At 64.3% G+C, this 13,041-nt stretch carries 14 protein-coding genes; 6 read left to right on the plus strand and 8 right to left on the minus strand.

Going from position 1 to position 13,041, the window contains the following annotated elements; genetic code table 11:
- The first annotated feature begins 118 nt into the window (after positions 1–118).
- From NKH17_RS04430 to NKH17_RS04440, 3 genes are all read left to right on the plus strand, one after another.
- The gene (locus NKH17_RS04430) at positions 119–964 is read left to right on the plus strand and encodes a tetratricopeptide repeat protein (protein ID WP_352478138.1); all 846 of its coding nucleotides are present in this window, start codon (positions 119–121) and stop codon (positions 962–964) included.
- Between the two features lie 136 nt (positions 965–1,100).
- Positions 1,101–1,574 carry a DUF992 domain-containing protein gene (locus tag NKH17_RS04435; protein WP_254816875.1) on the plus strand — a complete coding sequence of 158 codons (474 nt, stop codon included), beginning with the start codon at positions 1,101–1,103 and terminating at the stop codon, positions 1,572–1,574.
- Between the two features lie 409 nt (positions 1,575–1,983).
- Positions 1,984–3,438, plus strand: coding sequence for an MFS transporter (locus NKH17_RS04440; RefSeq protein ID WP_352970217.1), 1,455 nt, complete (start codon positions 1,984–1,986; stop codon positions 3,436–3,438).
- On the opposite strand, the gene coaBC is transcribed toward NKH17_RS04440, so the two are convergent.
- From coaBC to ubiE, 5 genes are all read right to left on the minus strand, one after another.
- Complete coding sequence (gene coaBC, locus NKH17_RS04445; protein ID WP_352478134.1) at positions 3,435–4,661, minus strand: bifunctional phosphopantothenoylcysteine decarboxylase/phosphopantothenate--cysteine ligase CoaBC; 1,227 nt, start codon at positions 4,659–4,661, stop codon at positions 3,435–3,437. The two genes, NKH17_RS04440 and coaBC, sit on opposite strands and share 4 nt — an antisense overlap.
- Positions 4,662–4,686: 25 nt before the next feature.
- The gene (locus tag NKH17_RS04450; protein ID WP_352478132.1) at positions 4,687–5,094 is read right to left on the minus strand and encodes a type II toxin-antitoxin system VapC family toxin; all 408 of its coding nucleotides are present in this window, start codon (positions 5,092–5,094) and stop codon (positions 4,687–4,689) included.
- Positions 5,091–5,351, minus strand: coding sequence for a FitA-like ribbon-helix-helix domain-containing protein (locus NKH17_RS04455; RefSeq protein ID WP_254816871.1), 261 nt, complete (start codon positions 5,349–5,351; stop codon positions 5,091–5,093). The genes NKH17_RS04450 and NKH17_RS04455 overlap by 4 nt, the downstream gene beginning before the upstream one ends.
- Before the next feature lie 71 nt (positions 5,352–5,422).
- Positions 5,423–6,997, minus strand: coding sequence for a 2-polyprenylphenol 6-hydroxylase (gene ubiB, locus NKH17_RS04460; RefSeq protein ID WP_352970220.1), 1,575 nt, complete (start codon positions 6,995–6,997; stop codon positions 5,423–5,425).
- A gap of 70 nt (positions 6,998–7,067) precedes the next feature.
- A complete protein-coding gene (ubiE, locus tag NKH17_RS04465; RefSeq protein WP_352478128.1) occupies positions 7,068–7,844 on the minus strand; it encodes a bifunctional demethylmenaquinone methyltransferase/2-methoxy-6-polyprenyl-1,4-benzoquinol methylase UbiE in 777 nt (258 codons plus the stop codon).
- A gap of 166 nt (positions 7,845–8,010) precedes the next feature.
- On the opposite strand from ubiE, the gene NKH17_RS04470 reads away from it, so the two are divergent.
- From NKH17_RS04470 to NKH17_RS04480, 3 genes are all read left to right on the plus strand, one after another.
- Positions 8,011–8,985 (plus strand): adenosine deaminase, encoded by a 975-nt coding sequence (locus NKH17_RS04470; protein WP_352478126.1) that lies wholly within the window; start codon positions 8,011–8,013, stop codon positions 8,983–8,985.
- A 128-nt stretch (positions 8,986–9,113) separates the two neighbouring features.
- Positions 9,114–9,743 carry a uracil phosphoribosyltransferase gene (gene upp, locus NKH17_RS04475; protein ID WP_352478124.1) on the plus strand — a complete coding sequence of 210 codons (630 nt, stop codon included), beginning with the start codon at positions 9,114–9,116 and terminating at the stop codon, positions 9,741–9,743.
- Positions 9,744–9,843: 100 nt separating this feature from the next.
- Positions 9,844–10,404: a TIGR02281 family clan AA aspartic protease gene (locus NKH17_RS04480; RefSeq protein WP_352802158.1), complete on the plus strand. Its 561-nt coding sequence runs from the start codon at positions 9,844–9,846 to the stop codon at positions 10,402–10,404.
- 106 nt (positions 10,405–10,510) lie between these two features.
- On the opposite strand, the gene deoA is transcribed toward NKH17_RS04480, so the two are convergent.
- From deoA to cdd, 3 genes are read right to left on the minus strand one after another with little or no spacing between them, the layout of a single operon-like run.
- Positions 10,511–11,830 carry a thymidine phosphorylase gene (gene deoA, locus NKH17_RS04485; RefSeq protein WP_352897127.1) on the minus strand — a complete coding sequence of 440 codons (1,320 nt, stop codon included), beginning with the start codon at positions 11,828–11,830 and terminating at the stop codon, positions 10,511–10,513.
- Positions 11,830–12,648 carry a purine-nucleoside phosphorylase gene (locus NKH17_RS04490; RefSeq protein WP_254816864.1) on the minus strand — a complete coding sequence of 273 codons (819 nt, stop codon included), beginning with the start codon at positions 12,646–12,648 and terminating at the stop codon, positions 11,830–11,832. The genes deoA and NKH17_RS04490 overlap by 1 nt, the downstream gene beginning before the upstream one ends.
- Complete coding sequence (gene cdd, locus NKH17_RS04495) at positions 12,645–13,037, minus strand: cytidine deaminase (RefSeq protein WP_023675315.1); 393 nt, start codon at positions 13,035–13,037, stop codon at positions 12,645–12,647. Before cdd ends, NKH17_RS04490 begins: the two co-directional genes overlap by 4 nt.
- Between the last annotated feature and the right edge of the window lie 4 nt (positions 13,038–13,041).

The following is a 13,041-nucleotide window of genomic DNA, read 5'->3' on the forward strand; positions in this document are numbered from 1 at the left end:
TGCGGAATCGCCGCCACCTTTTTTGTTGTGATGTAGACCCGGTCCGAAAGGACCGGTTGGGAGAGATGCCGGTTCGGAGGGGGAACGGACCAGACGGCGCAGTAAGGACAGGGCAGACATGGACGCAATTACCGTAGAGCGCAGAACCGCGTGGCGCGGCCTCGCCCTGACGGCAGCCCTGCTTTCCGGGATGGCGCTTGCCAGCTGCCAGAGCGTTCCGACCGGCGAGTTCAACAACATCGACAAGGCGCAAGCCTCGAGCGAGAACATCTCCTCGCTATCGGCGGTGATCCAGCGCAACCCCCAGGATCCGGAAGCCTACAATGTGCGCGGCTCGGCCTATGGCCGCGGCGGCCAGTACCAGGCGGCGCTGAAGGACTTCAACACCGCCATCCAGCTCAATCCGAATTTTTACCAGGCCTATTCGAATCGCGCGCTCATCCAGCGCTTCCTCGGCGACCAGGCGAGCGCGCTTGCCGACTACAACCGCTCGATCCAGATCAATCCCAACTATGACGCCGCCTATATCGGCCGCGGCAATCTCTACCGCAGGGCGGGCCGGGTGCAGGAAGCCTTCAACGATTTCCAGAAGGCCATCCAGCTCGACACGACCGACGCGCGCGCCTATCACAATCGCGGCCTGATCTACCAGAGCCAGGGCCAGCACGCCTTTGCCATCGAGGATTTCTCGACTGCCATTTCGTTGGCGCCGGACGCCTCCGAGCCCTACAACGGGCGCGGCCTCTCCTACCTGGCCATGAACGACGAGGACAATGCATTCGCCGACTTCAACATGGCCATCAAGCTCGACGGCAAGAATGCCGAGGCCTGGTCCAACCAGGCGTTGATCTACGAGCGGCGCGGCGACAAGGTCAGGGCCGCGAAATCCTACCGCGAGGCCGTGCACCTCAATCCGACCTACCAGCCGGCCAAGGACGGCCTGGCCCGCACCAGCACCGGCTGAGCGGCCGGTTAATCGGGCGGCCCTTTCCGCGCCCCGACAACCCTGCGTTTACCCTTGCGTTGCTGGCGCCAAGTTTTCGGCGGAACGCTCGGCGTGCTCAGCCGTTTGTACAAGGCAATTTCGAAAGGACCCTGCCATGATCAAGAAACTCGCTTGTGCCGCCGCTCTCGCGACGACCGTCGTTGCCGCTCCCGCCAGCGCCAGCAAGCTCCAGCTCGGCGTGCTCGACTGCACCATCGACGGCGGCACGGCCTATCTCGTCACCTCCAACAAGGGTGTTTCCTGTGTCTTTCGTCCACATCGTGGCGGCCCCTCCGAAGTCTATACCGGGGTGATTTCCAAGCTCGGCGTCGATGTCGGCCGGACGCATCAGGGCCAGCTGGTATGGGCGGTTCTGGCGGCGACCCGCAACCACGATGAAGGCGACCTTGCCGGCAGCTACTATGGCGTGAACGCCGAGGCCAGCGTGGTCACCGGTGGCGGCGCCAATCTCCTGGTCGGCGGCCTCGACAGCGCCTTTTCGCTGCAGCCGCTCAGTGTCCAGGCACAGACCGGCGTCAACCTGGCGGTCGCCGTCACCTCGCTGGATCTGATCCACTCGTTGAAATAGCGGCGTAGCATGGCTCCCGAGCGGCGGGGAGCGTAGGTGTCGGCCTGCGAATAGCTGCCGAAGGCTCATAGTTTCCGGCAGGCCCACTCCGCGGAGAATGGGCCGCCCTGATGTTCAAAGTTGCGGCGCTCGAAGATCACGGCATGGCAACTGTGTTCATGCCGTTATCGTGACCGAAGATTGCGGCGATCCAATATTGCTTGTCTTCGGTCTGGCCAGAATCTCAACGCTTCGTGATCGTCCCCCATCGCACAATTTGAAATCCGCCACGCCAACGGCGATCAAAGCCGCTTGATCTCAACTGCGGTTGAGGTTCTAGAAGTCCTCCCATACTGCGGCATGTACTCATTTGGACGTGAAGAACGCTCCAATACTTTAGACCAGCGTCTAAGAAAGCCTGGGGGGCCGGATGACCAAGACAAGCACAAACAGGGTCGACTGGCGCGCGCTGTGGGCGAGCGGCGATCTGGCGCGCTTCTGCTTCATCAGCCTCGGCATCCTGCTGCACGCCACCAACGAAACGATGGTGGCAACGGTCATGCCGGCCATGGTCGGCGAGCTCGCCGGCGTGCAACTGGTGGGCTGGTCGCTGGCGATCTACGAGCTCGGCGCCATCGTTGCCGGTGCGGCCGCCGGACGGCTGGTGAGCTATGTCGCACTGCGCACCAACATGATGGTCGCCGCGATGCTCTATGCCGGCGGCGCGCTGGTTTGCGCCGCCGCGCCTTTGATGCCGCTGTTCCTCTGCGGCCGCCTGATCGAGGGGCTCGGTGGCGGCGCGCTGGTGTCGCTGGCCTTCGTCTCGGTCGAGCGGCTGTTTGCCCGCGCGATCTGGCCGCAGCTTTTCGGCGTCATGTCGGCGGTCTGGGGTGTCGCCGCCTTCAGCGGGCCGGTGCTCGGCGCGGTCATGACCGAATTGCTGTCCTGGCGCTGGGCCTTCGGCGTCTTCACCCTCGGCGGCACGGCCATGGCGCTGGCAAGCTTCCTCGTGCTCGATACACCTGAAGCAACAAGGCCGCAGGCGACCGGCGGCTCGGCGCCGCCCTTCCCCTTGGCGGCTCTTGGCTGCCTCGCCGTCAGCGTCGTGCTGATAGCCACCGCCGGCGTCGACATCGCCCTGCTGCGCTCGTCGCTGCTGCTCAGCCTCGGCCTGATCGGCCTGGCGCTGTTTATCTATATCGACGCACTGAAGCCGCGCTCGCGCCTGTTCCCGTCGCGGCTGTTCTCATGGCGCTCGCCGGTCGGCGCGGGCATGACCATGGTCGCGGCGTTCTCGGTGGCGACCTGCTCCTTTACCGTCTACGGACCGCTGCTGCTGACCAGCCTGCACGGCATCCCGATCCTGACCACCGGCTACATCATCGCCGGCGAATCGATCGCCTGGTCGATCCTGTCGATCCTCGTCGCCAATGCGCCGCCGGAACGCGAGCGGCTGATCATTGTCGGCGGTGCGCTGATGATCGCCACGGGCGTTGCCGGTTTCGCCTATACTGTGCCGGCGGGCTCGATCCCGCTGATCCTGCTTTGTGCCTTGTTGCAAGGCGGCGGCTTCGGCATCGCCTGGCCGTTCGTCACGCGCGTAATCGTGGCATCGGCGCGGGAGGGCGAGCAGACGATCGCCTCGGCCGCCGTGCCGACCATGCAGCGCATCGGCTATGCCGTGGGTGCGGCATTGACCGGCATCGTAGCCTACGCCAGCGGCTTTTCAGAGGGCCTGAACCGCGAGGCCGCGGCAAACGTCGCTGCCTGGCTGTTCCTGGCGTTTATCCCGCTCGGGATCCTGGGATGCCTTGCCGCCTTGCGGATTTCGGGGGCGCCGCCAGCGAAGCTGCCGATCTCCCCCCTCGCAGGGGAGATTGACTAGACGACGACCGTCTTCAGCCGCTCGGCGATCAGTGCCGCGAGCCGCGTCGCCACCTCATCCTTGCTCATCTCTGGCCATTCCTCGACGCCGGCCTTTGAGACGATCCGTACCTTGTTGCGGTCGCCGCCCATCACGCCCGGAGCACCATCTTCATGCGAGACATCATTGGCGACGATAAGATCGGCCCCCTTTTTTGCAAGCTTGGCCTCGGCGTTCCTGACCAGATCCTGCGTCTCCGCAGCGAAACCGACCACCAGCATCGGCCGCTTTTTGTGATGCCCGACACCGGCAAGAATATCGGGATTTTCCACCATCCGCAGCGCCGGCGGCCCCTCGCCCGCCACCTTCTTGATCTTTTCCCCGGCCGAACTTTGAGTGCGCCAGTCGGCGACAGCCGCGACGAACACTGCCGCGTCGGCCGGCAGCAGCTGCTCGACCGCGTCCTTCATCTCGACGGCCGTTTCGACGTGCAGCGTGGCGACGCCGGCCGGATCGGCAATGCCGACCGGACCGGAGACGAGACGCACATCGGCGCCGAGCCTGGCTAGCGCCGCCGCAATGGCGTGGCCCTGCTTGCCCGACGACCGGTTGGCGATGTAGCGGACCGGGTCGATCGGCTCATGCGTCGGCCCGGAGGTGACAATGATCTTCCTGCCTGCCAGCGGCTTTGGCCGGCCGTCGAGCAGCGCCTCGATCGCGGCGACGATCTCCAGCGGCTCGGCCATGCGGCCCTCGCCCACCTCGTTGCTCTCGGCCATCTCGCCCTTCGCCGGGCCGACGAATGCGACGCCGTCCTTGCTCAGCGCCGCACGGTTGCGGCGGACCGCCGGATGCGCCCACATTTTCGGGTTCATCGCCGGCGCCATCAAAACTCGCTTGTCGGTGGCGATGAGCACGGTCGAGGCAAGGTCGTTGGCATGGCCATTGGCGAGCTTTGCCATCAGGTCGGCGGTGGCCGGCGCCACGACCACAAGGTCGGCCTCGCGCGACAGCCTGATATGGCCGATATCGTGCTCGTCCTGCCGGTCGAACAGTTCGGTGAAAACATGGTCGGCGGACAGCGCCCCGGCCGACAGCGTGGTGACGAATTCCTGCGCCGCGGCGGTCATCACCACCCGCACTGCCGCACCGCGCTCGCGCAGCCGACGGATCAGGTCGAGCGCCTTGTAGGCAGCAATGCCTCCGCCGATGATGAGCAGGATGCGCTTGCTGGAGAGGGTCATGCCCGAGGCCAGTTCTTGTCCAATGTCATGCCGGCTTCAGCGCCGATTCGATGTCGGTATGGATGAAATCGTCACCCTTGAAAAGTAGCGGCAGGTTTCGGGTCTTGGCCAGGGCATAGGCGAAACAGTCGCCCATGTTGAGGTCAGCACGATGGCGGGATCCGCGACCGTACCGAGAGTAGGCAAGTCGTGCGACCTCGAGCTGAGCCAGATCAAAAGGAACGACCGTCAGTTCGAGGCGATCGATGAGCACCTGAAGTTCGGCGGGGTTGATGCCACCGCCGGACCGGTTCGCCACACAATGTGCCTCCAGAAGTGTTGCAGTGCTTATCAGTACAGCAGATGAGGTGCCGAAAACATCGACGAATGCAGCCGCATCCGGCTCTGCGCCGATGATTGCGATTAACGCAGACGTATCAACTGCAACGGTCACAGAAGTCCCTCATCCCACATGTGATCAGTAAGCGCCTTGAGGTCAATGGGGTGTTCTGATTTCCGTCCGAGCGCCAAGATCTCGTCACGTGACGCTTTCAGCCGCCACTCCCCGTTCTGGAGCTTGCTCTCGGGGATCGTCACTTTGCGCAAGGCATCCCGCGCTTCCTGCTCCATCGAAACGCCGCGCGCGGCAGCGCGTTCGCGCAGCACCTGCTTCACTTCGTCATCAAGATTACGGATTGTGATAGTGCTCATAGCGTAGCTGCTCGCCGTTAACATAAGCGACAAGCGGCGTGATTGCAATGACAGCACTGCTGTCATTGCAATCAGAGCAGCTTCCAGGCGATATACACCAGCGTCAGCGCGATCACCCACAGCGCCAGCCGGCCGGAGCGGGTGTGGCGCGCCTCGGCTTTGCCGATCGCGTCCGCCGTCCCCTCGTCGAAGCGCAGGCCGTTTTCGGCCATCAGGTCGATCTCACGCGACAGCCGCTCGGTACGGGCTGCGAGGTCCGGCGCCTGACGGGCCAGCGCCAGCAGCGCGTTGGCGCCGTCGCGCGCATCGGCCAGCAGCGCGCGCGGGCCGAGATTGCGCGCAATCCAGCGGCTGACCACCGGCTCCGACGTCTTCCACATGTTGAAGGCCGGATCGAGTGTGCGGGCGACGCCTTCGACAACGACCATGGTCTTCTGCAGCAGCACCAGTTCGGATCGCGTCGCCATGTCGAACAGGTCGGTCACCTCGAACAGCAGCGTCAACAGCTTGGCCATCGAGATGGTCTCGGCCGGCTGGCCGTGGATGGGTTCGCCGATCGCCCGGATCGCCTGGGCGAAAGCTGCGACGTTGTGCTGGCGCGGCACGTAGCCGGCCTCGAAATGCACTTCGGCGACGCGCTGGTAATCGCGCGTGATGAAGCCGTAGAGGATTTCGGCGAGGAACCGGCGCTCCTTCCTGCCGAGCCGGCCGGCAATGCCGAGATCGACGGCGACGATGGTGCCGTCGGCTTCTATAAACAGGTTGCCCGGGTGCATGTCGGCATGGAAGAAACCGTCGCGCAGCGTATGGCGCAGAAACGACTGAACGAGGTTGGCGGCAATCGCCTTCAGGTCGTGGCCGGCGGCGGCTAGGCCGGCAATATCGTTCATCTTGATGCCGTCGACCCATTCCATGGTCAGCACGTCACGACCGGTGCGCTCCCAGTCGACCGACGGCACACGGAAGCCGGGATCGTCCTTGGTATTCTCGCCGAGCTCCGAAAAAGCCGCCGCCTCCAGCCTCAGGTCCATTTCGATTTTGGTCGTCTGGGCCAGTGTCTCGGTCACCTCGACGGGCCGCAGCCGGCGCGACGACGGGATGTATTTTTCCTGCAGCCGGGCGGCGAGAAAATAGCTCTCGAGATCGCGAAAGAAGCGGCGGCGCACGCCCGGCCGGATGACCTTCACCGCCACCCGGGTAACGACGCCGTTCTGCAGGATTTCGGCGGTATGGACCTGGGCGATCGAGGCGGCGGCGACGGCCTCGCCAAAACTGACATAGAGCTCGTCGACCCTGCGTCCGAGCGAGGCCTCTATCGCGGCGACAGCCTCGGCCTTCGGAAACGTCTGCATCTTGTCCTGCAGCATGGCAAGATCAAGCGCGATATCGTTTCCGACGACATCCGGCCGTGTCGCCAGGAACTGGCCGAGCTTGACGTAAGACGGGCCGAGCCGCACGACCGCCTTGGCCAGCCTGTCGCCACGCTCATAGGCAAGCGCGCGACGGCGGGTGAACAGCCGGGCCATGCGCCAGCCGAATTTCGGCAAGCCGAAGAGCTCGTCACCGGGCAAAGCCGCGATGACACCCTCGCGGACCAGCACCCAGCCGGCCCGCACGAGCCTGAAACCAGCGCCGATGCTGCTCATGGCTGGCTTTGCCCCGCCGATTTCCTAGACCGGCGAAGAGCACATTGAGTACGAAAGATACGGGCCAGCTTCAAAGCTTCCAGCCCGAGTGGAGCGCGGCGATGCCGCCGGAGTAGTTGCGGAATGAGACGCGCTCGAAGCCCGCGCGCGAAATCATCGTCGCGAAATTCTGCTGATTGGGAAATTTGCGGATCGATTCGACCAGATAGGAATATGGCTCGCCATCGCCGGTCACCATCTTGCCGATCCGCGGGATGGCGTTGAACGACCATGCTTCGTAGACCTTGTCGAGCAGCGGCATCTCGACCTCGGAGAATTCAAGGCAGAGAAAGCGCCCGCCGGGCTTCAGCACGCGATAGGCTTCGGCAAGCGCCACATCGATGCGGGGCACGTTGCGGATGCCGAAAGCGATGGTGTAGGCGTCGAAAGTAGCATCGGCAAAAGGCAGTTCCTCGGCATTGGCTTCGACGAAATCGGTATTTGCCGACAGGCCCTTTTTCTCGGCCCGGTCGCGGCCGACGGCGAGCATCGAGCCGTTGATATCGAGAACCGTTGCATGAGCGTGCTTGCCGCTCGCCTCGACGATGCGGAAGGCGACATCGCCGGTGCCGCCGGCAACGTCGAGAACGCTCCAGCCCGGCCGCTTCGGTGGATTGAGCCAGGCAACCATGGCGTCCTTCCACAACCGATGCAACCCGGCCGACATCAGGTCGTTCATCAGGTCGTAGCGGTTCGCCACCTTGTGGAAAACATCATTGACCAGGGACTGCTTGTCGCCTGGTCCTACCCGCTTGAAACCATAGGAGGTTTCCATGCCGCCCGCAGCAGTGGTTCTTTCAACCGACATCGTTTTGATCCGCCATAAAATCGGCGGGACCATAGCCGATCGATGGTGCGGGCGCTATTGTTTAAGGCGCGGTGTTCGGCCGCGCTTCGAAGCAGGTTCCGGAAAAGTGTCACACGGTTCCGACAGGAACTTGCGTCATAAGAAAAAAGCCTGACGGGATAATTGAATGCCTTTGAAAGCAGAACTGCACTGCCACATCGAAGGGGCAGCGGCGCCTGAACTCGTCCTCCGCCAGGCTGAGAAATACGGCAAGGATGCCTCGCCCTACATCCAGGACGGCTCCTTCGTCTGGCACGACTTCACCTCTTTCCTCGCCGCGTACGACTTCTCGTCGGACCTGTTCCGCACTGAAGAAGACTATGCGCGGCTGGCCGATCACTATCTGACCAGCCTCGCCCGCGACGGCGCCATCTATTCCGAGGTTTTCACCTCGCCCGACCATGCAAGCAAGGCCGGGCTGTCGCCGAAGGCCTATACCGACGCGCTCGGCGAAGGCATGGCCCGCGCCAAGGCGAAGACCGGCATCGAAGGCCGCATGATCGTCACCGGCGTGCGCAATTTCGGTGTCGAATCGATCGAACGGGCGGCACGTTTCGCCGCCCGCTGTGGGCATCCGCTGGTCACCGGTTTCGGCGTCGCCGGCGACGAGCGTATAGGCGACCTGGAAGATTATGTCAGGGCCTTCGAGATCGCCCGCGAGGCCGGCCTCGGCATCACCGTGCATGCCGGCGAATTGATGGGCTGGGAGAGCGTCGAGGCGGCACTCGACCACATCCGCCCGTCTCGCATCGGCCATGGCGTGCGCGCCATCGAGAACCCCGATCTTGTGCGGCGCATCGCCGACGAAGGCGTCGTGCTCGAATGCTGCCCCGGCTCCAACATCGCGCTGAAAATCTTTGACAGTTTCGCCGACCATCCCTTTCCCGCCTTGAAGGCGGCGGGCTGCAAGGTGACGCTCAACTCCGATGACCCGCCCTATTTTTGGACCTCGCTGAAACGCGAATACGACATCGCCGCCGAGCATTTTGCGATGGACGACAAGGCGCTCACCGCCGTCACCAGGACGGCCATCGAGGCAGCCTTCGTCGACAGGAAGACCAGGGCGGTGCTGCTCGGCAGGCTCGGCGCCAAGGGCAGGTGAATGGTGAATGGCTCACCCGGCGCTTCGGTCCGTCAACCGCGAGCTTTGCCGCGCAACCAAGGACTCGCAAACCAGTTCACTATTCACTATTCACCATTGACCATTCACTTGCGCAGTTGGAGAACACCATGAAGGGCGTCACCGTCGTCGACCATCCGCTGGTCCAGCACAAGCTGACCATCATGCGCAAGAAAGAGACCTCGACGGCCGGCTTCCGGCGGCTGCTGCGCGAGATCTCGCTGCTGCTCGGCTACGAGGTCACCCGCAACCTGGAACTGACGACGACGACGATCGAGACGCCGATCGAGACGATGGAGGCGCCGACGCTGGAGGGCAAGAAACTGGTCTTCGCCTCGGTGTTGCGCGCCGGCAACGGCTTGCTCGAAGGCCTGCTCGATCTGGTGCCGGCGGCGCGTGTCGCCCATATCGGCCTCTACCGCGACCATGAGACGCTGGAGGCGGTCGAGTATTTCTTCAAGGCGCCGGGCGACCTCGCCGACCGGCTGGTGATCGTCGTCGACCCGATGCTGGCGACCGCCAATTCGGCGATCGCGGCCATCGACAAGCTGAAAGGCCGCGGTGCCACCAACATCCGCTTCCTCTGCCTGTTGGCGGCACCAGAGGGCCTTGAGCGGTTCACCCACGCGCATCCCGATGTTCCCGTCTTCACCGCCTCGATCGACCGCCAGATCAACGAGAAGGGCTACATCATGCCCGGCCTTGGCGATGCCGGCGACCGCATGTACGGCACCAAATAGATCCGTTTACCGACTGTTTACGCAAACGGCTGGTTTCCGCATTCGTTAAAGCGGCAAACACCATGTCGGACTAAGGATCGGCAACCACAAAGGCCGGTCCATGCTGCGCAAGCTTCTCATCCTTGGCGTGTTTGCCGGAACGTCGGCATCGCTGCCGATCGTATATCAGTCCAATTCACAGGTGATCGAGCGGCTGTTGAAATCCGCCATCGGAGCTAGGCAGGCCGACACCCAAACCGACCTGAATCTCGCCGCCGTTCGGGACAGGCCGGCGACGCCGCAGCCGCTCGGCCGCAAGGTCGTCGTCACCGCGGACGCGCGCGGGCATTTCATGTCGGTCTTCAAGTTGAACGGCCGACAGATCGACGGCATGATCGATACCGGCGCGACGCTCGTCGCCATCAACAGTTCGACCGCGCGCAGGATCGGCATCTCGCTCAATCCGACGGACTTCAGCCATCAGGTCAACACCGCCAACGGTGCGATCAAGGCTGCCGTGGTGACGATTGATCGCCTGCAGATCGGCAGGATCACCGTCGAGGGCGTCGAGGCCGTCGTGCTCGACGACAGGGCGCTGCACACCAACCTGATCGGCATGAGCTTTCTGCAGCGGCTCGAAAAATACCAGGTCGAAGACGGCACGCTGCTGCTGGTTCAGTAGGCAGTGATCCCGAACCGCAGGTCCACGCCAGCAAAAGGGGACCGGTCGTCGGACAAGATCATGGTCCAAGAAAGATAGAGCCCACTCGATACCATCGGAATGGGCTCTATCCGCGCGGCAGGATCCGCCGGATGACGGTTTTCTCCGTGGCCGGTTTGGAAGGGCCGATCATATAGGCCGAAAGCACGGTGGCCGCGGCCGCTTCGGCATCCCCGGTATTGCGGGCATGGACTAGCGCCAGCGCTTCGCCGGCCCGCACTTCGGAGCCGACCGGCAACAGCCTGGTGATGCCGACGGCGTGATCGATCCTGTCGTCGGGCCGCGTCCGCCCGCCGCCAAGCCCGACCACGGCAAGCCCGATCTCGCGCGTCGCGATGCCGGAGACAAAGCCGTTCGCGCTCGCCTTGACCGCGAATTCCGTTGCCGCTTTCGGCAGATATTTTTCCGGATTGTCGACAAAGTCGGCGGGACCACCCAGTGCCGCCACCATGCGCGCGAAGATGGAAGCGGCGCGGCCGCCGGCCAACGTCTCGGCGGCGCGGCGCAGGCCGTCCTGGTTGGACGACACCAGGCCTGCCGATTGCAGCATCTCGGCGGCCAGCGCCAGCGTCAAGTCCTCCAGCCGGCGGTCGCGAAAGCGGCCGGTGAGAAAATCGACGGCGTTGCGCACCTCGACCGCATTGCCGGCGGCGGAGGCCAGCGGCTCGTTCATGCCGGTGACCAGCGCCGATGCCTTCAGGCCGGCGCCATTGGCGACCTCGACCAGGCTGTTGGCCAGCGCGGTCGCGTCGCGCGATTTCTCCATGAAGGCGCCGTTGCCGACCTTGACGTCTAGCACCAGCGAACCAAGGCCGGCCGCCAGCTTCTTCGACAGGATCGAGGCGGTGATCAGCGGCACCGATTCGACCGTTCCCGTCACATCGCGGATCGCGTAGAGCCTGGCGTCGGCGGGTGCGAGGTCTGCGGTCTGGCCGATGATGGCGCAGCCGGTTTCGAGCACGGTCTTGCGGAAGCGCGCAACATCCGGCTGGCTGACATAGCCGGGGATCGCATCCATCTTGTCCAGCGTGCCGCCGGTATGGCCCAGACCCCTGCCGGAAATCATCGGCACATAGGCGCCGCAGGCAGCGACGATCGGTGCCAGCATCAAGGAGACATTGTCGCCGACGCCGCCCGTCGAATGCTTGTCGGTGACCGGGCCGGGCAGATCCGACCAGTCGAGCACATCGCCGGAATCGCGCATCGCCATAGTCAGCGCCACCGCCTCGTCGCGGCTCATCCCGTTGAAGAATACCGCCATGGCGAGGGCGCCGACCTGTGCGTCGGTAACGGTGCCGGCGGTCAGGCCCTCGATGAAGAACGCGATCTCGTCAGCCGACAGCTTCTGCCCGTCGCGCTTGCGGCGGATGATTTCCTGGGGAAGCATCAGGCGTCGACCCTGTGCTCCGGAAGCCCGTCTTGAAAAACACGCTGCAGGATGGTCGCCAGCCGCGCACCGCCGACCGGCGCCATGTCCTTGGTCTCCTGGTGCGACAGCTCGGCTCCGGTCATGCCGGCGGCAAGGTTGGTCACGACCGAACAGGCGGCGACGCGCAGCCCCAGGAAGCGCGCGAGAATGACCTCCGGCACCGTCGACATGCCGACCGCGTTGGCGCCCATGACGCGCGCCATGCGGATCTCGGCGGGCGTCTCGAAGCATGGGCCGGAGAACCACATATAGACGCCCTTGTGCAGCATGGTACCGGTGGCCTTCGCCGCCCGCTCGATGGCGGAGCGGAGATCGGCGTCATAGGCTTCGGTCAGGCCGACGAAACGGCGGTCGCTCGGTTCGCCGATCAGCGGGTTGGACCCCGAGAAATTGATGTGGTCGGTGATCAGCATCACCGAGCCCGGACCCATCCCGGGATCGACCGAACCGGCGGCGTTGGTGAGGATCAGCCGGGAGATGCCGAGGCCGGCGAGCACTTCCAGCGCCGGCCGCATCGCCGCTGCGTTGCCGTGCTCGTAATAGTGTGCGCGGCCGGACAGCATCAGCACCGGCGTGCCGGCAAAGAGCCCCGCCACCACCTCGCCGGCATGGCCGCTGACGCCGCTTCGGGGAAACCCCGGCAAGTCGGCGTAGGAGATGCGCACCGCATCCTCGACCTGGTCGACGAGCCCGCCAAGCCCTGACCCCAGCACCAAGGCGGTGGTCGGCGCCAGCCCATCCAGCCTTTCGACGAGGTGATCGAGCGCTTCCTTCATTTCAGCACATCGCCTTCAAACCCGTATGGCAACAACTCGCCCATGGTCACGGTCTCGACCACGCCGCTGTCATCGCAGAGATAGAACTTCGTTTCCGGCCGGCAGAATTCGGCCAGCCGCTGCCGGCAGCCGCCGCAGGGCGAGCATTTTGCCACGCGTTCGGCGATCACGGCGATTTCCGTGATCTTGCCGCCGCCGCCCATGACGTAGTGGCCGAGCGCGGTGGTTTCGGCGCACCAGCCCTCTGGATAGGACGCGATCTCGACATTGGCGCCGGTGAAGACACGGCCGTCCTCGGTGCGCAACGCCGCGCCGACCGGAAATTTCGAATAGGGCGCATAGGCCTTGGCCATGGCGGCTTTCGCCGCTTCGAACAGATCATGAGCCATGATA

Source organism: Mesorhizobium sp. M1334, assembly GCF_040317995.1.
In the GTDB taxonomy this organism is placed as follows: domain Bacteria; phylum Pseudomonadota; class Alphaproteobacteria; order Rhizobiales; family Rhizobiaceae; genus Mesorhizobium.